A 17,771-nucleotide genomic window follows, 5' to 3' on the forward strand; every position below is an offset into this window, starting at 1 on the left:
GGTCGCGGCGGGAAGCGGGTGGGCCGCCCGCATTGGGGGATTTGCCCCAGGGGGTGGGGCAAGTCCCCCAATCAGGAGGCGCCAAGCTGCATCTGGGCGATGGCGCGGTAGAGGGGGCAGGTGGCGAGGAGTTCCTGATGCCGGCCTTGGGCGATGATGCGGCCGGCCTCCAGGACCACGATGGCATCGGCCTCCACCACCGTGGAGAGGCGGTGGGCGATGACCAGGCTGGTGCGGCCTTCCATGAGGTTGTCCAGGGCCTGCTGCACCATGCGTTCGGACTCGGTGTCCAGAGCGCTGGTGGCCTCGTCGAGGATGAGCAGTTCCGGGTTTTCCAAAATGGCCCGGGCAATGGTGATGCGTTGCTTCTGGCCGCCGGAGAGCTTGACCCCGCGCTCCCCCACGATGGTGTCGTAGCCCAGGGGAAGCTGGGTGATGAAGTCGTGGGCAAAAGCGGCCTGGGCGGCCTGGATGACCGCCTCCATGGGCGCGTCGGGCCGGCCGTAGGCGATGTTGTCGCGCACGCTGCCGTTGAAGAGGAAATTGTCCTGGGAGACCACACCGAGGAAGCGGCGCAGGCTCGCCAGGTCGTAGTCTTCGATGGGCCGGCCGTTGAGGAGGATGCGGCCGGAGTCGTGGAGATAGAACCGGGGGATGAGGGCCGCCAGGGTGGACTTGCCGGCGCCGGACGGGCCCACCACGGCCACTTTTTGGCCGCGGGTCACGGTGAGGCAGATGTCGTGGAGGGCCGGGGTGGTGGTGCCGGGATAGGTGAAGGAGACGTGCTCGAAGACGAGGTCCTGGAAGGGCGGCGTCAGCGGGATGCCGCCGCGGGGCTCTTCGGCAAGGCGTGGGTCGTCGAGCACCTGGAAGATACGCTCCGCCCCGGCCAGGGCCTTTTGGATGTCGAGGTTGGCGCTGGTGAGCTTTTTGAGCGGGTCGTAGAGCATCACCAGGGCGGTCATGAAGGAAAAGAAGGTGCCGGGCGTGGACTCGCCGGCGATCACCTTGGAGCCGCCGTACCAGATGACCACTCCCGCGCCCAGGGCGCCGATGAGCTCCATCACCGGCGAGGAGAGCTCGTTGTACTTGATCTGGCGCACGGCGATATCCACCAAGCGGCCGTTTTCCCGGCGGAAGCGCTCGTCTTCGCGCTTTTCCGCGGCAAAGAGCTTCACCACCCGGATGCCGCTGAAGACCTCCTGCAAGAAGGCGGAAATATCCGAGAGGCGCGCCTGGTTCTTGCGCCCCAACTGGCGCAGCTTCCTGCCGAAGTAGAAGAAGGGATAGGCCGCCACCGGCAGCACCACCACCGCCAAGGTGGCCATGGCGGGATCGCGGTAGAAGACCACCCCCACCAGTCCCACCATGGTGAGGGCCTCGCGCACCAGCATCACCATGCTCGGCAGGCTCGTGCGCACCATGGTGACGTCGTTCAAGATGCGCGACATGAGCATGCCGGTCTGGTTTTCCTCGAAAAACCCCACCGGCAGCCGGATGATGCGGCTGTGGAGTTCCTCGCGCAGCTGCTCCAGCACCTTGAGACCGCAGTAGTTCATCTCGTAGTTCTGCAGAAAGCGGAAGACCCCCTTGATGAGAAACACGGCGATGAGGGCCGCGGGGATGAGCACCAGGGCGTCTTCGTCCTTGCGGATGAAGATGTCGTCCAGGGCGGGTTTGACCAGGAAGGCCGCTGCCGCAGAGCAGGCGGCCACGATGCCCATGGAGACGAGGGAGACGACGATGCGTGCGCGGTAGGGGAAAAAATAGCGCAGCGTGCGGCGCAGCAGCTCAATGCTGCTGGTGTTTTGCGCTTCGTGGGAGAGTTTCATGCAAGAGGTACCTCGAAAGAGTGCAGATCCGGGTGGGGAGGAACGCTGCGGAAGCGTTTGCCAAAGAGCCGCGCCCCCCAGGTGGTGGCGTGCATGGCCAGGCGCCGGCGCAGCCAGCCCACGCTTTTGCGGCGGCCCACGCCGATGCGCTGCACCCGGAAGGGATCAGTGCCTGGCGCGTTGGGGCCGCGCTCCAGGGTGAAGGCCCCCACGTGGCCGCTTGCGCGCGCCGCCTGGGTGGAGGTGGCGTCAAAATGGCCCCAGGGCCAGCACAGCCATACCGCCGCATTGCCGGTGACTTCTTGGATGACTTCCCGGGAGCGGGCAAGCTCCGTCAGACAGTCCGTGGCGCGGGCTTCTGGGCTTCGGCGGGTGAGACGCACGGCGTGCGGGAGTTCTTCGGGCCAGAAGCCGTCGTAGGCATAGGCGCTTCCCAGGGCAAAGACCGGGTAGCGCGGGTCTTCGGTACGGTAGATGCCGGCCACGGCCCAGTGGCAGCCTTGGCCCACGGTGCCGGTGGGGACATGGCTGATGAAGCAGCCCTGGTGCCGGGCGGTGTGGTTGTGCACCTCGAAGCCGAAGTCCTCCACCAGGGCGCGCACTTCGCTTGCGCGCAGGAAATGGGAGAAATCCTGCTGCCGCAGGGCCAGGCGCAGGCCATGGGAGAGCTTGGCCGGGGCAGGGCATTGGCTTGGGGTACGCGCCGGCCCTTGGCCCAAAAAGTCGGTGATGGCGAAGAAGACGCCGTGCAGTCCAAGGCGCCGAAGGCGCGGGGCCACCTCGGTCCACATGCTGACGTGGCAGTCGTCGAAGGTGAGCATGAGGCTGCGCTCCGGCACCGGCGTTTTTCCCGTGAGTACGGCCAAAAGCTCCGCACAGGAGAGGGTGCGCCAGCCGCTGCGCACGATCTCCTGCAGATGGGCCTCGAAGAGTTCGGCCGGGTGCCCGCCGGGGGTGCCCACGTCGTGGTAGCAGAGCACGGGAATGGATCTCGGGATCACTCTTCGCCTCCGTCAAGACCGTAGATGGCAAGCAGGCGGGCTGTGCGCGTCGGCACGGAAAAGTCCCCGGCACGCCTTTGGGCCGCAGTCGCCAGCAGCAAGCGCTCGCTGGGGACATCCAAAAGCCGGCCCACGGCCTGGGCGATGGCCTCGGGGTCTTCAGGGGTGGTGAGGATGCCGTCGCGACCGTGGGTGAGGATTTCCGGCACTCCGCCCACAGCGGTGGCCACAGGTGCGGCCCCGCAGGCCATGGCCTCCAAGAGGGCGTTGGGCTGGCTTTCCTGACGCGAGGCGAGCACGAAGATGCTGGTGGCAGAAAGCACGCGCAGCACCTCCGCGTGGGCTACGGCGCCGTGAAAACAGGTGCGCTCCACGGCCGGCCCCAGGAGCGCCTCCCAACGGGAATCTGCGTGGGTCCCCACCACGTGCACCGCGAAGTCGCGGCGCCGCCGGGCGAGGCTGGCCATGGCCCTGAGGAAAATGTCGAGTCCTTTGTAGGGCTTGGTGCCGCCCACGAAGGTCACCCACGGCGGGCTGGGGCGGGTGGCGGGGTTGGGGCAGCCCTCGGGCATGGCGATGGCGTTGGGGACCCTGTGGATCTTGCGTTGGGGGATCCACAGACGGCGCAGCACCGTGGCTGCTGCCTCAGAGTTGCAGATGATGCCGTCGAGCTGCGGAAGGAAGAACAACGGAAAACTCCCTGGCACGAAGACCACCCCGCGGTTGAGAAACAGCCGAAAGCGCGCGCCAAGCAATTTGGCGAAGAGAAAGGCTTTGTACACCCGGCTATGGAAACAATGCACCACATCGGGTTGGGTGTGGGCAAGAATGCGGCGCGCTTGCAATAGGCCCAGACGAGGGCCTGACGGGATGCAGGCGACCGCGGCATCCAAGGTGCCGCCGAGTTTGCGGCCCGTGGGGGCGATGACCGTGACCGTATGTCCGCTTGCGGCCAGGGCATTGGCCGCCAGCGCCAGTTGGCGGTTGCCGCCGGAGAGTTTGTCGGAATTGGTGGCAAAAAGGATGGAAGGCACGCAAGACTCCAGGGGAGGACATGGTGGGGGCTTGCGCCCCGGCACGGCTCGCATGGTCAAGGCCGGGCCCGAGGTCAAGGGGCAAGCACAGGACAGCGCAGCTTCCTTGGGCGAGTGCAGTGCAGGTTGAAGGGGAAAACGCATTTTTGCGACGACGATGCTCTGTCCTACCTTGGTGGAGTGAGCCAATAGGATCGCTTTTCGTGGGCGCGCGGTGCATCTGGGGGGATGGCGCAATCAACGGAAGCAGATGCGTTGCCTGCGCAGATCTCCGTATCCGTCTATGGTCAAGCCGCGAGTTGGTGCTTTACTCGCGGCAGACGTGCGTTTTTCGGGCTGCCTGGTTGCGCCTGCAGGCGGTATGGTGCAATGGTTTCCTCGACCATAGGGCCGTGCGCCGCCGCTCCTGCGGGCAGCGGGCGCAGTCCGCTGCGGAGAAAGACCTGTTTCGTGAAGGAGGAAACCATGACCAAACTCCATGCCCTTGCGGCATTGGGCCAGTCCATCTGGTACGACAACATCCATCGCTCCCTTGTGGAGAGCAGCGGGCTTGCCGCTCTCATCGAGGCCGGGATCCGCGGGGTGACCTCCAACCCTTCCATCTTTGAAAAGGCCATCGTGGGCAGCACCGATTACGATGCCGCCATCAGGGCCTTGGCGGCTCGCGGCATGGGCGCAGCACAGATCGCCGAGACCTTGATGGTGGAGGACATCCAGCGCGCCGCGGACCTGCTGCGCCCGGTCTACGAAGAAAGCGCAGGCGACGACGGCTATGTGAGCCTCGAGGTGAGCCCCGCCCTTGCCCACGACACCCCGGGCACCATTGCCGAGGCCCTGCGGCTTTGGCGCGCCGTGGACCGGCCCAACCTGATGATCAAGGTCCCGGCAACGCCTGCGGGGATCGCCGCCATCACGGCCCTTATCCGCCAAGGGGTGAGCGTCAACGTGACCTTGATCTTCGGGCTTGGCGCCTACCGCGCCGTGGCCGAGGCCTATATCGCCGGGCTTGCGCAATGGCTTGCCGCCGGAGGGAGTGCCCGGCAGGTGGCCTCGGTGGCCTCGTTTTTTGTCAGCCGCATCGATTCCGCCGTGGACGCGCTCTTGGAGGTGCGTGGCGCCCGTCACCTGCAGGGGACCATCGCCATCGCCTGCGCCAAGGTGGCGTACCGCACGATGCAGGAGATCTTTTCCAGCCCGCGCTGGAGTACCTTGGAGCGTGAGGGCGCGCGGGCGCAGCGCCTGCTTTGGGCGAGCACGAGCACCAAGAACCCTGCCTACCCGGACACCCTGTACGTGGACGCCCTCATTGGCGGCCGCACGGTGAATACCCTGCCTCCGGCCACCCTGGAGGCCTTTTGGGATCACGGCACCGTCGCGCCCACGCTGTCCCAGGGCCTGGATGCGGCCTACGAGCAATTGGCGGCCTTGGCCGCATTGGGCATTGACCTGGAGGCCGTGGAAAAGCAGCTCCAGGAGGAAGGTGTGGCGGCGTTTGCCCGCTCCTTCGACGCCTTGCTGGCCAAAGTCGCGGCCAAGAGCGCCCAGCTCGCCCCTGGGGCGTGCGGCGCTTGAGGGAATCAGGAGGTTTTGGGCTGGTTGCCGAGGGCGGGGCCAGCGCCGACGGGGCAATCCCCGCACGTTTTGGGGTTCACGGCAGCGCCGCCTGCGCGTCCTTCGGAGCATGGGCTGCAACGAAAACGAACGAATGGGTTGCAAGCAATCGGATGCTTGGGCAAGGAAAAGATGCGTGTCACCTTCAAACCGCTGGGGAGGAGCCACATGAAAAACCTCAAGCTCGGAGTCAAAATCGGTCTGGGTTTTGCCCTGGTTTTGGCCATCATGGCCACGCTCGGGGGGATCACCTTCTTTGGGGCGCGTCAGGTCGCGGACGGGGCGGATCACATGGCCAATGCGTATGTGCCTGAGGTGGGCATTGCCGCGGACGTGCAGGCCAACACCCAGTCCATGATGTACGCGTGGCGCGGGTATGCCTTTACCAAGGAGAGGCGGTTTCTCGACCAGGGCCGCGCCGCCATCGAGGAATTGAAAAAGTCTCTGGCCGAGGCGGATGATTTGTCCGTCAAACGGCCGGACTTGGTGAAGCTCAAGGAGGCAATTGCCCCCCTCAAGGCCAAGGCCCATGAGTACTTCCAGTTGGCCGACGCCAGCGTGGCCGCCACCGAGGCCCAAGAGAGAGCCATGGCGCGGATGCAGGAACTCGCTGGAGAGTACATGCGCCAATGCTATGCCTTTTTGGAGAGTCAAAATCAGGCCATGGCGAAGGAAGTAGCTGAGGGTGCTTCGGCGGAGCGTCTGCGGGAGCGCTTGGATAAGGTTACCTGGATCAATGATCTCATCGACATGGGCAATGCCGTGATCCAAGCCACCTACCAAGGCCAGGTGGAACGCAAGCCTGAACGCATGGAACAGGCAATGTCCAATTTCGAGAAGATGGCGGCCACCGTGGACAAATTGCGGACCATCACCCGCCAGGAGGTCAACCTGAAGCAGCTTGCCTCCATCCAGCAGGCGGCCCTTGCCTACCGCGACGAGATGCGCGCCCTGCGTGCCGCCTGGGTGCAATTGGAAGATCTGAACCGGCAGCGCACCGCCAAGGGAGAGGAAGTCCTGCAGGCAGCGGCGGCGCTCCTTGCCGCCGGGCGGCAGGGGATCGCGCACTTGGCACAGGGTTCCGTGGCACAGGCTTCGACCATGATCACCACGACTGGGGTCGGGCTTGCTGTGGGGCTTGTCCTCGCGGCGGCCATTGCCGTGTTGCTTACCCGGTCCATCACCGGACCGGTGAGCCAGGGCGTGGCCTTTGCCCGTAAGCTCGCGGAAGGGGATCTCACCGCTAGCGTGGACGTGGATCAGAAGGACGAGATCGGCACCCTCGCCCAGGCCCTGCGGGAGATGAGCGAGCGCTTGCGGGAGGTGGTCTCCCAGGTGCAGAGCGCGGCGGACAACGTGGCCTCGGGCTCGGAGGAATTGTCCGCTTCGGCGCAGCAGCTTTCTCAAGGCACGACCGAACAGGCGGCCTCCATCGAGGAAGTGAGCTCGAGCATGGAGCAGATGAGCGCCAATATCCGGCAAAACGCGGACAATGCCTCGCAAACCGAGAAGATTGCCGTGCAGGCGGCCAAAGACGCCCAGTTTAGCGGTGAGGTGGTCTCCCAGGCCGTGGACGCCATGAAGAAGATTGCGGAGAAAATCTCCATCATCGAGGAGATCGCCCGGCAGACCAATCTCTTGGCCCTCAATGCGGCCATCGAGGCCGCTCGGGCAGGAGAGCACGGCAAAGGCTTTGCCGTGGTGGCCGCCGAGGTGCGCAAACTGGCCGAGCGCAGCGGGGCGGCAGCGGCGGAAATCAGCGAATTGTCCTCGTCCACCGTGGGCGTGGCGGATCAGGCAGGGCGGATGCTGGCCAAGCTCGTGCCGGATATCCAGCGCACCGCCGAGCTGGTGCAGGAGATTTCCGCCGCCAGCAAGGAGCAGAGCGCGGGCGTTGCCCAGATCACCACTGCCATCCAGCAACTGGATCAGGTCGTGCAGCAGAACGCCGCTGCCAGCGAAGAGATGGCCTCCACTTCGGAGGAGCTCTCCAGCCAGGCCGAACAGTTGCAGAGCACCATCGGCTTCTTCCATCTTGGCGGGGCTTCTCGGGTAAGCCGTCATGTTGCTCGTGTCGCTTCCAAGCGGCAGCCAGCCATCAAGGCGGCCCCATTGCCCGCCCCCAAGGCAGCCCCCAAGGCAGCCCCCAAGGCGGAAGGCGGCATTGCCTTGGACCTGGGCCGGGACGCCGAGGACGATGAGTTTGAACGCTTCTAACCCGATGGAGCCGACCATGAGCGAGAGTAGCGCCAAGCAATACCTGACCTTTACCTTGGGGGGAGAGACCTTCGCCTTGGAGACGGAACGGGTGCGGGAAGTGATCGAGCTTGCCCCCATCACGCGCATCCCCCAGACTCCGGAGTTTTTGCGCGGGGTCATCAATCTGCGCGGGCATGCCGTGCCGGTGGTGGACTTGCGCCTGCAGTTCGCCTTGGCGGAGGTGCGGGACACGGTGAATACCTGTATCATCATCGTGGAGACGCAGATGGATGGAGAGCGGATGGCCATGGGTGCCATCGTGGATTCGGTGCGGGAGGTGTTTGAAATGGACGATGCCGATATCAGCCCACCGCCGCGCATGGGCGCGAGCGTCAAATCCGAGTTCTTGCGCGGCATGGGCAAAAAGGACGACGCATTCATCATGATTCTCGATATCGACCGGGTCTTCTCTCCCGAGGAACTGGCGGTGGTGCAAGGGAGCGTTGGCGCGTGAGCGAGATACCCCTTTCCCATGTCCCCAGTGTGGATGCCTTGGAGGCCGCTTTGCGCGCCCTGGCATCGCGGGCTGCTGCCCCGGTGCTGGAGCGGGAAGCGGCCTTCTTGGCCTTGGGGCAGGGGGTGTTTGGGCTGCATGCCCAGATGCGGGATTTGGCGGCGCGGGCTCAAGACTTGGCGGCGCGGCTGGGTGGGGTCGAGCTCACCGAAGTGGTGGGGGGGCTTGAAGCCGAGCTCGAGAGGCTTCGACAAACGGCCCAGACTGGCGACAACGAAGGCGTGGCCCTCTTGCGCGAGGCGGCCGTGGCCCTGGAGGGCCTGCGCCGGAAGACGGCGCCGCTCATGCGGTTGGTGAAGACCCTCACCATGTTGGGGATTGCCGTGAAGATCGAAAGCGCCCGCATGGGTGAGGAAGGCCGTGGTTTTGCCGCCTTGGCCGGAGACGTGGAGTCCCTTGCCCGCCGCATTCCCGAACATGCCGCCAGCATCACCTCCGAGACCACGGCCATGGCCGCAGAACTCACCCAACAGACCCGCTTGGCGGAGATCCGTTTGGTCCAAGAACATACCCTGGTGGCCACGGTGCTGGAGCGCTTGAGCGCGGAGATTGTGCTTTTGCGCACGCTTGTCACCCGCATTGGGGAACTGGGGACCACCATCCCGCGCTCGGCCGAGGCGGCATCCTCCCACATGAACGCCCTGGTGGCTTCGGTACAATTCCACGACATGGCCCGTCAGCGCCTCATGCATGTGGACCAGGCCCTGACCCAGGCGTGCGCGGCGGCTGATGCCCTCGAACAGACCGCCGCCGAAGACGTGTGGGGCATTGCCGCCTTCATGGTGGAGGTGGCGCGCCTGCAGGCGCGCCAGGTGGATGCCTGCGCCAAGGATTTCGCCCAGGCCCTGGCGGAATTTGCCCAGCACACCCAAGCCCTGGGACAGGAGGCCTTCGCGCTCGCCCAAGCCGCGGCAGCGTGCTTTGGCGGTGCGCAGGGTTCGGTGCTGGACGGCGTGCAGCGGGAAATGGCGACCCTGGAGCACCATGTGGCCCAGGCCGCGGACCAAGAGGCGGCTTTGGCCGCAGAGTTGCGTCAGGCCCAGCAGCGGTTGGCGGGGTTGGAACAATGGGTGGAAGGCATCGAAGATATCGGTGCCGAGATCGAGATCGTGGCCCTCAATGCCAGCATCCGGGCGGCGCGCACGGGGAGCACGGGCCGGTGCCTTGGGGTCATCGCCTCGGCCATTCAGGAGATGTCGGTGGAGACCCGCGGTCATACCCGCGCCTTGGGCAGGGCCTTGGAAGAGATCGTTGCCGTGGCCGCCCGCCTGCGCACCCGCGAGCATGCCACAGGCATGGTGGCAGGTGTGCAGCGGTTTTCGGAACTGGTGCAGCGCATGGCTGCCGTGGCCGCTGCCACCGACGCCGAGCTTGCGGCCATGGCGGCCCTTGCCACGAAGGTGCAGGACTTGAGCAAGGCGCTCCAAACCCTGGTGCAGGAGCAGCATGCCGCAGTGGCGGAGATGGAAGCCCTGGTGGGCGACCTGGAAGCGGCCGTGGCGCCGTGGGAAGTCCATGCCCAAGCCCTCGCCAAGGCTCACCAGCCCGAGGCCCTGGCTGCCCTTGTGCACCGCTACACCATGGAGAGCGAGCGTATGGTGCACCACGGGGCCCATGGCGATGTGGAAGACGGCCTTGGCGATGACGCCGACAATATCGAGCTTTTTTGAAACATTGAGGAGGACCGAGATGTTCCATGCCCATCTGGACCCGCACTGTGCGACCCTCACCCTGCACGGTGACCTTGGCATCGAGCATGCCCAGGAGATCCAGCAGCACCTGCTGGCCGCCCTGCCCAAGGCGGGGACCCTGACCCTTCACCTGGCGGCCGACCGCGTGGACTCCAGCTTTGTGCAGCTTTTGATCGCCTTGCAGCGGGAGGCGGCCGCCCGGGACATCGGCCTGAAGGTGTATGATGCTGGGGGCATGGTGGCGGCGTGGTGCCAGCGTTTGGGGGCTGGGAGCTTGTGGAAGAACCTTGGCGCGGAGGTGGCGGGATGAAACGGATCCTGACGGTGGACGATTCTTCCAGTGTGCGCCAGATGGTGCGGCTGACCTTGGAGGATGCCGGATTCGAGGTGGTGGAGGCCGTGGACGGCAAGGATGCCTTGGGTAAGCTCAACCCGGCGCCGGATTTGGTCATCACCGACCTCAATATGCCCAACCTGGATGGCATTGGTCTGATCCGCGCCCTGCGCGCCGAGGCCGCCACCCGCTTTACCCCCATCCTCATGCTCACCACCGAATCCCAGGAGGCCAAGAAGCAGGAAGGCAAGGCCGCTGGGGCGACGGGATGGATCGTCAAGCCCTTCAAACCGGATCAGCTGGTGGCGGTTGTGCGCAAAGTGCTGCGTTAGGAGGGACCATGTCTATGGATCAGAGAGCCGCCCTGCACCGTCAGGCCTTTGTGGACGAGGCCGTGGATCTGCTGGCTGAGTGGGAGACATGCATGCTCGCCCTGGAGCAGAGCCCGGATGCGCAGACCGTGGACCGGCTGTTCCGTGCCGTGCATACCCTGAAGGGCGCGGGCGGCATGTTCGGCTTCGAGGATTTGGCCGCCTTTCTCCACCACGCCGAGACCCTGCTCGACCGAGTGCGGGCAGGGGAGGTAGCCGTCAGTCGGCCTTTGGTGGACCTGTTTCTCGCGTGCCGCGACCATGCCGCAGCCATCCTCGATGGACGGGGGGATGCGGGCGTTACCCAGGGGCTGGTGGATCAGCTGGCCGCATGGGGTGCTCCCGGGCAGTCTCTGCCCGGTCCTGCCCAGCGTTCTTCCGGTGCAGCGCCCAGCGCGGCGGCGCCGACGCCTGCCGAGGAGCAGCCCCGGCTGTGGCGCATCCGCTTTCGCCCCCAGGAAAATATCTTTCGCACCGGCCTGGATCCGGCGAGTTTGGTGGAGGAGCTCATGGGGCTGGGAAGCGCTCAGGTGGTGCTGCTTGGCGATGCCGTGCCCCCATTGAGCGCCCTGGACCCCGAGTCCTGCGCCCTGGCGTGGGAGGTCCTGCTCACCACCACCGCTGCCGAGCCCACCATCCGTGATGTGTTCATCTTTGTGGAGGGCGATGCCGAAGTGCGGGTGGAGCCGGTGCCCGTGGAAGACGCCCCCCCTCGGTTGGGCGAGCTCCTTGCCCGGCGGGGAGATGCCGCCCCGGAGGCCATCGAGGCGGCCCTGGCCCATCGCAAGCCCGTGGGCGAGGTCCTGGTGGAAGCCGGTGTGGTGGCCCCGGCCCAGGTGGAAGCGGCCCTCGCCGAGCAGCGCAGCATCAAGCAGTTGAAAGACGCCTCAGCAGCGGCCGAGGCCGCCACGGTGCGGGTCCCGGCCGCCAAGCTGGACGCGCTGGTGGACCTGGTAGGGGAGTTGGTGACCGCCCAGGCGCGGCTCAGCCAAGTGGCCATGGAGCAGGGCAGCGGGGCCTTGTCCGCGGTGGCGGAGGAGATGGAGCGCCTCACCGACGCCTTGCGCGATACGTCATTGAGCCTGCGCATGCTTCCCATCGGCTCGACCTTCGCCCGTTTCCGCCGTCTGGTGCGGGACTTGTCCACAGAACTTGGCAAGGACATCGCGCTCGTCACCGTGGGCGAAGACACCGAACTCGACAAGACCATGCTCGAGCGCCTGGGGGACCCCCTGGTGCATCTTTTGCGCAACAGCGTGGATCACGGCATCGAGCCCCCCCATGAGCGTCAACGCCAGGGCAAACCTGCTCAAGGCACCATCCGCCTGGTGGCCGAACATGCCGGTGGCGAGGTGGTTTTGACCATCGAGGATGACGGCCGCGGCATCGATGTGGAGCGGGTTCGGGCCAAGGCCCTGGAAAAGGGGATTATTTCTGCGGACGTGACGCTCAGTCACGAGGAATGCCTCCAGCTCATCTTTGCCCCGGGGCTCTCCACGGCCCAAAAAGTGTCCAACGTTTCCGGCCGCGGGGTGGGCATGGACGTGGTCAAGCGCAATATCGAGGCCCTGCGCGGCCGTATTTCCATTGCCAGCACCCTGGGGCAGGGCACCACCATCACCATCCGTCTGCCGCTCACCCTGGCCATTATCGATGGCCTGTTGGTGCGGGTGCAGGACGCCTTCTTCGTGCTTCCCCTGGCCGCTGTGGAGGAATGCGTGGAGCTCACCGCCGAGGCCAAGGCCGCCTCGTCGGCGCGGCTCATCGCCTTGCGTGGGGACTTGGTGCCGTATGTGGAGGTGCGCCAGGTGTTCGGTGTGCCGGGCACACCGCCTCCCATCGAGCAGGCGGTCATCGTCCGGGTCTTGGATCGGCTGGTGGGCGTGGTGGTGGACGCCGTGGTGGGTGAGCATCAGACGGTCATCAAGAGTCTGGGCCGGGTCTTCCAGCACGTGCGCGGGGTTTCCGGGGCCACGATCCTTGGTGACGGCACCATTGCCCTCATCGTGGACCTTGCTGCCTTGGTGCTATGAGTGGCATCCCTACCATGACCGAAAGCGAGCTCACCGCGCTGGGAAAGCTCATCTACCAGGAGCTGGGTATCGTCGTCACCCCGGCCAAGAAGACGATGCTGGAAGCGCGGCTCTACCGCCGCCTGCGGGCGCTGGGACTCCGTTCGTATGGCGAGTACCTGGACTACTTGCGCTCGGTGCGGGGCATGGAAGTGGAGATGCCGCAGCTGACCAGTTGCGTCACTACCAATACCACCTGCTTTCTGCGCGAGGCCCAGCATGTGGCTTTTCTTACGGATACCGTGCTGCCGGAGTTCGTGGCCGCCCACCCCGGCGAGACCTTCCGCCTGTGGAGCGCGGGATGCTCCTCAGGGGAGGAGCCATACACCTTGGCCATGGCCATGAGCGAGTTCGCCGAGCGGCATCCACGGTTTTCTTTCACCATTCTGGCCACGGACATCTCGAACCGCGTCCTGGAAGAGGCGCAGCGCGCCGTCTATCCCATGGAAGACGTGGACTGCCTGCCGCTGGCGTGGAAGCGCAAGTATCTTTTGCGCAGCAAGGACCGTTCCCGCAATCTGGTGCGGGTCGCGCCGGAGATCCGCCGGCTGGTGCAGTTTCGGCGCCTCAACTTCATGGAGCCCTTTGCCCTGCGGGAGCTCATGCACACCATCTTTTGCCGGAACGTCATGATATACTTCGATCGCGCCACCCAAGGCCAATTGGTGGCCAAATTGTGCAACGTGTTGGTGCCGGGCGGCTATCTCTTCATCGGGCATTCCGAAAGCCTCACCGGCCACGATGTGCCCCTGCGCCAGCGCGCTCCAGCGGTGTACCAGCGCTTGGCCGCCAAAGACTAGCTTCGGGGATCATCGCCATGAGATTGGGGTGCCTTGACGCCGTGTGGGGCAGGGGAGCGGACCGATGCGGTGCTTGGAGCGATTTCCTCAAAACGCCGCAGACGTTTGAGCAACACTTCTCCTGTCCCCGAATGGAAAAGGAGTTTGGAGCCGCAGTCTCCGCCCAGGCGCTCCGCCACTACGGGGATGCCGAGCTCGGCCATCAGGGATCGGGCGGCGTCGGCGTTGCGCGTGCCCACGGCGCTGTCGTTTTTTTGGCCCATGGAGACGGCGCCGCCGAAGAGTTTCGCCACCAAGGCGTTGGGAGAGATGCCGCGGCGGGCAAAGAGCCGCACCAGATGCCCGGTTCCGGCGTCCACGTAGCGGAAAGGGGAATTTCCGTCCTCGTCGAGAGGGGGCGCGGGCTGGTGGGGGAGAAAGGCATGGAAGATGCCGCCCACCTGGTGCTCGGGGGCATAAAGCACCACGGCGACGCAGGAGCCGAGCACCGTGTGCACCACGGTGGGCCGGACAAAGAGGCCGCCTTGGCCGATATGGAGGTAGCGCTGGGGGAGTCCTTGCCAGCGAGGGTCCCAAATATCCATGACGGGTGTGCCTCTCGAGGGAATGTGTGGTCCCAAGTACATGATGTCGGAGATTGAGTCGAGCTTTCAGTCCGTTTGGGCGCAGGAACTTCCCCATATCCTGGCGGCGCTCACGCCGGTCACCGGGCTGGTGCACGATCCGGAGTTGTGCGCTGCCCTGGACGAATTGGTGGCTCGGCGTGGACTGGGAATCCGCCGGGTGGTGGTGCTGAGCGCAGATCCAGGCCTGGAGGCGTACACCGTGGCCATGCGTCTTTCGTGGCATTGGCGGCACACGCCGCAACCCCCGTTCCAGGTGTTGGGACTGCTGCTGTGCCATGAGGATCTGCAGACCGCCCGGCGCGGGGTCTATCCCATGGAGGTCCTGCCTTCTCCGGTGCCGTCATGGCTTTCCCCGTGGATTACCCGCCATCGTCGCCAGCCGAGGGTGCGCATCGCGCCTGCAGTGCGCTTTCGGGTGCGGTTCCGCCACCTGCCTTGGCCCTGCGCCGTGCGTTTGCGAGAGGCGGCGGATCTCCTTTGGTGTTGCGGGGTGTTCGAGCCTTTCGTTTCGCCGTTGGGGGGCCGCTTGGTGCTGGAAGCAGCGCGGGTGGTGCGGCCGGGAGGTTTTGTCATCACCGATGTGTCCCTTGGAGGGGACTGCCGCGAGCGCGGTCTGCGCCCCCTTGCCCCAGGGGTGTACCAAACCGTCCATTGGTGGAGGGTGTCATGAAGATTCGTGTGCTCGTCGTGGATGATTCCGCCTTGGTGCGCCAGACCTTGTGTGCCATTTTGGAGAGCGATCCGGACATCGAGGTCATGGCCACGGCCAGCGATCCCTTGGCTGCGGCGGAAATCCTGCGTCAGCAGGTGCCTGACGTCATCACCCTGGACATCGAGATGCCGCGCATGGATGGTCTGACCTTTTTGCGCAAGCTCATGAGCCAGCACCCCCTGCCCGTGGTCATCTGTTCCTCCCTGGCCGAGAGCGGGGCCGAGACCACCTTGAAGGCCCTGGAATACGGGGCGGTATCCATCATCCAGAAGCCCAAGATCGGCACCAAGCAATTTCTGGAAGAATCCCGGGTGCTCATCTGCGATGAGGTCAAGGCAGCGGCCCGGGCCAAAGTGCGGCAGTACACCCCTTCCCCGCCGGTGACCCCGAAGTTGTCCGCGGACGTCATGCTCCCCAAGCCCGGGGCGCAGGCCATGATCGAAACCACGGAGAAGGTGGTGGCCATTGGCGCATCCACCGGAGGCACCGAGGCCTTGGCCCGGCTGTTGTCCGCCCTGCCCGCCCATGTCCCAGGGATCGTGGTGGTGCAGCACATGCCGGAGAAATTCACCCGCGCCTTTGCCCAGCGTCTGGACGGATTGTGCGCCATCAGCGTCAAGGAGGCCGAGGACGGCGATCCCGTGCTGCGCGGCCATGCCCTCATCGCCCCTGGCGGTCGCCATATGTTGCTTTCCCGAAGTGGGGCCCGCTATTTCGTGAAGATCAAGGACGGCCCACTGGTCTCCCGGCACCGCCCTTCGGTGGACGTGCTGTTTCGTTCCACGGCGCGGTATGCCGGCAAAAACGCCCTGGGGATCATCATGACGGGTATGGGGGACGATGGGGCGCGCGGCATGCGGGAAATGCACGATGCCGGCGCCTACACCATCGCCCAGGATGAGGCCAGCTGTGTGGTCTTTGGCATGCCCAAAGAAGCCATCGCCGCCGGCGGGGTGGACGAGGTCCTTCCGTTGGACGCCATCCCAGCGGCCATCCTGCGTGTCTGCAGGTAACGATGGCTGCCCAGAATGCGTGGATTTTTTTCTTATTGACGGCAAAGTCCCGCTTGTGGTGTTGAGTACCGGCTCAATATCCTTGAAGGAAGAAGGAGTTTTCGATGCTTGATTGGAACGGGATGGAGCGGCGCTTGGGGAGAGCGCTGGCCGTGCGCTACGGCACGAGTCTTCTGGCCGAGATGCCGCGACGCCTGGAAGAGGCGCACGAGGCCCTGGCGCACGAGGACCTTTCGCGTCTGGAGCGGGCCGCCCACAGCCTGAAGGGCATGTGCGCCAACCTCGGGGCCGAAGCGGCCCGGGCCGCGGCCTTGGCCGTGGAAACCGCGGCCAGAAGCGGGGAGCGGGAGCTTTTGCCGCACCGCATGGTTCGCATGGCACAGGAGATATCCGGGCTGCTCGGCGCCCTGGAGCACAACGTGCAGCGGGCACGGCAGCCTCAAGAGGAGGGGGACATGCATATTCTCGTGGCAGAAGACGATTTTTCGGCGCGGCTCATACTGCAGCGCATGCTCAAGGAGTATGGCACGGTGGATGTGACCGTGGACGGCCGGGAGGCGGTGGAGGCCTTTCGTGCTGCACTCAATGCGGGGACTCCCTATTCGGTGGTGTGTCTGGACATCATGATGCCGGAGATGGACGGGATGGAGGCCTTGCGCCAGATGCGCGCCATAGAGGCGCAGCACGGTATCCGGTCCACGCAAGGGGCCAAGATCATCATGACCACGGCTTTGGACGACCCCAAGAACGTGGTGGAGGCCTTCAAGGGGCTGTGCGATACCTATTTGGTCAAACCCATCGACAAAGAGGCCCTGCATCTGGCCCTTGTGCGCGTGGGCGTCATTTGAGGAGCGTTCGTCATGGATGAATTGCAGGAAATCTTGAACGAGTTTGTGGATGAAGCCACGGAAGTCTTGGGAAACGTCATGGTGGACCTCATGGATTTGGAAAACGGCCACGATGACGAAGTGGTGAACCGCGTGTACCGGGCCTTCCACTCGGTGAAAGGCAACGCCGGGATGCTGGGCATGGAGCGTCTTTCGGCCTTTGCGCACAAGGCCGAGGACGTGCTTTCCTTGGTGCGCGAGCGCCGTCTGGAGCCGGACAAGGAACTGGTGAGTCTGCTTTTGCGGGCCGTGGACGCCATGACCGCCATCCTTGAAGACGCCCGCTGCGGCGGCGGTGATGGCCGGGATGTGAGCGAACTGGCGCAGCAGTTGGCTGCGGTGGTGGAGCGGGTGGGGCCGCCCAAAGGCAAGAAACGCTCCCCCAGTGCAGTGGAGTTGGAGTGCCGCATGTCCGAAAAGATGCTGGAAAAGGAGCCCAGCGAGACCGTGCCCGAGCCCAGCGTGGCTGCTTCCCCAAAGAAGGCGCCAGCCCCGTTGGCGCCGCAAGAACCCCGCCCCGAGCCGCAACCGCAGCGTCCCTTGCAGCCTCGGAAGACTTCGCAGCCCAAGCGTCCGGCGCGGAACGGCTCGGGTCCGCTCCATATCTTGGTGGTGGAGGACGACTTTTCCGCCCGCCAGATCTTGATGAATTTCTTGACCCAATTTGGCGTCTGCCACGTGGCCAAAGACGGGCTCGAGGCCATCCATGCCTTCATCCGGGGCCATGAGGTCGGCCAACCCTATGACCTCATTTGCATGGACATCAAGATGCCGGTCATGGATGGCCTTCTTGCGGTGCGCACCATGCGGGAGATCGAACGCGGCAAGGGCATCGAAGGCACCGCGGAGGAGGCGGCCATTGTCATCACCAGTTCGGTGGAAGATCCGGTGGCCATCATCAAGGCCTGCTACGAGTGCGGGGCGAACTATTACTTCCTCAAACCGTTGGACATGGATCAGGTGCGGCGGCAGTTGTTCAAGCTGGGGCTGGTGGCCTTGCCAAGCGAGGGATGA

General features: G+C 65.1%; 16 protein-coding genes and 1 pseudogene. 13 read left to right on the forward strand and 4 right to left on the reverse strand.

What is annotated here, in order from left to right:
• Positions 1-71: 71 nt before the first annotated feature.
• Genes QMF81_RS05930 through QMF81_RS05940 form a run of 3 tightly spaced genes read right to left on the reverse strand, consistent with a single transcriptional unit; the run spans position 72 to position 3,867 of the window.
• Complete coding sequence (locus tag QMF81_RS05930; RefSeq protein WP_281749811.1) at positions 72-1,832, reverse strand: ABC transporter transmembrane domain-containing protein; 1,761 nt, start codon at positions 1,830-1,832, stop codon at positions 72-74.
• A complete protein-coding gene (locus QMF81_RS05935; protein WP_281749812.1) occupies positions 1,829-2,833 on the reverse strand; it encodes a polysaccharide deacetylase family protein in 1,005 nt (334 codons plus the stop codon). Before QMF81_RS05935 ends, QMF81_RS05930 begins: the two co-directional genes overlap by 4 nt.
• Positions 2,830-3,867, reverse strand: a complete 1,038-nt coding sequence (locus tag QMF81_RS05940) for a glycosyltransferase family 4 protein (protein ID WP_281749813.1) — start codon at positions 3,865-3,867, stop codon at positions 2,830-2,832. Before QMF81_RS05940 ends, QMF81_RS05935 begins: the two co-directional genes overlap by 4 nt.
• 465 nt (positions 3,868-4,332) lie before the next feature.
• Here QMF81_RS05940 and tal point away from each other — a divergent pair, with 465 nt between their 5' ends.
• From tal to QMF81_RS05980, 8 genes are all read left to right on the forward strand, one after another.
• The gene (tal, locus tag QMF81_RS05945) at positions 4,333-5,439 is read left to right on the forward strand and encodes a transaldolase (protein WP_281749814.1); all 1,107 of its coding nucleotides are present in this window, start codon (positions 4,333-4,335) and stop codon (positions 5,437-5,439) included.
• A gap of 207 nt (positions 5,440-5,646) precedes the next feature.
• On the forward strand, positions 5,647-7,695 hold the full coding sequence (locus tag QMF81_RS05950) for a methyl-accepting chemotaxis protein (protein WP_281749815.1): 2,049 nt from the start codon (positions 5,647-5,649) through the stop codon (positions 7,693-7,695).
• A 16-nt stretch (positions 7,696-7,711) separates the two neighbouring features.
• Positions 7,712-8,191: a chemotaxis protein CheW gene (locus tag QMF81_RS05955; RefSeq protein ID WP_281749816.1), complete on the forward strand. Its 480-nt coding sequence runs from the start codon at positions 7,712-7,714 to the stop codon at positions 8,189-8,191.
• Complete coding sequence (locus QMF81_RS05960; RefSeq protein WP_281749817.1) at positions 8,188-9,921, forward strand: methyl-accepting chemotaxis protein; 1,734 nt, start codon at positions 8,188-8,190, stop codon at positions 9,919-9,921. The genes QMF81_RS05955 and QMF81_RS05960 overlap by 4 nt, the downstream gene beginning before the upstream one ends.
• A gap of 19 nt (positions 9,922-9,940) precedes the next feature.
• The gene (locus tag QMF81_RS05965; protein WP_281749818.1) at positions 9,941-10,252 is read left to right on the forward strand and encodes an STAS domain-containing protein; all 312 of its coding nucleotides are present in this window, start codon (positions 9,941-9,943) and stop codon (positions 10,250-10,252) included.
• Entirely contained in the window at positions 10,249-10,608 is a 360-nt protein-coding gene (locus QMF81_RS05970) for a response regulator (RefSeq protein WP_281749819.1), read from the forward strand. Before QMF81_RS05965 ends, QMF81_RS05970 begins: the two co-directional genes overlap by 4 nt.
• Positions 10,609-10,616: 8 nt before the next feature.
• Positions 10,617-12,680: a chemotaxis protein CheA gene (locus QMF81_RS05975; RefSeq protein ID WP_281749820.1), complete on the forward strand. Its 2,064-nt coding sequence runs from the start codon at positions 10,617-10,619 to the stop codon at positions 12,678-12,680.
• Entirely contained in the window at positions 12,677-13,519 is an 843-nt protein-coding gene (locus QMF81_RS05980) for a protein-glutamate O-methyltransferase CheR (protein WP_281749821.1), read from the forward strand. Before QMF81_RS05975 ends, QMF81_RS05980 begins: the two co-directional genes overlap by 4 nt.
• On the opposite strand, the gene QMF81_RS05985 is transcribed toward QMF81_RS05980, so the two are convergent.
• A complete protein-coding gene (locus tag QMF81_RS05985) occupies positions 13,516-14,103 on the reverse strand; it encodes a chemotaxis protein CheD (protein ID WP_281749822.1) in 588 nt (195 codons plus the stop codon). The genes QMF81_RS05980 and QMF81_RS05985 overlap by 4 nt on opposite strands.
• Before the next feature lie 40 nt (positions 14,104-14,143).
• Here QMF81_RS05985 and QMF81_RS05990 point away from each other — a divergent pair, with 40 nt between their 5' ends.
• The 5 genes and pseudogenes from QMF81_RS05990 (at position 14,144) to QMF81_RS06010 (ending at position 17,771) form a co-directional block, all read left to right on the forward strand.
• Complete coding sequence (locus QMF81_RS05990; RefSeq protein WP_281749823.1) at positions 14,144-14,815, forward strand: CheR family methyltransferase; 672 nt, start codon at positions 14,144-14,146, stop codon at positions 14,813-14,815.
• Complete coding sequence (locus tag QMF81_RS05995; RefSeq protein ID WP_281749824.1) at positions 14,812-15,870, forward strand: chemotaxis response regulator protein-glutamate methylesterase; 1,059 nt, start codon at positions 14,812-14,814, stop codon at positions 15,868-15,870. Before QMF81_RS05990 ends, QMF81_RS05995 begins: the two co-directional genes overlap by 4 nt.
• 182 nt (positions 15,871-16,052) lie before the next feature.
• Positions 16,053-16,256: pseudogene (locus tag QMF81_RS06000) on the forward strand (Hpt domain-containing protein); the annotation flags it as partial.
• Between the two features lie 69 nt (positions 16,257-16,325).
• Positions 16,326-16,718, forward strand: a complete 393-nt coding sequence (locus QMF81_RS06005; protein WP_281752941.1) for a response regulator — start codon at positions 16,326-16,328, stop codon at positions 16,716-16,718.
• A 12-nt stretch (positions 16,719-16,730) separates the two neighbouring features.
• Positions 16,731-17,771, forward strand: a complete 1,041-nt coding sequence (locus tag QMF81_RS06010) for a response regulator (RefSeq protein WP_281749825.1) — start codon at positions 16,731-16,733, stop codon at positions 17,769-17,771.

Origin of the sequence: Thermodesulfomicrobium sp. WS (genome assembly GCF_027925145.1) — a bacterium.
In the GTDB taxonomy this organism is placed as follows: Bacteria; Desulfobacterota; Desulfovibrionia; order Desulfovibrionales; family Desulfomicrobiaceae; genus Thermodesulfomicrobium.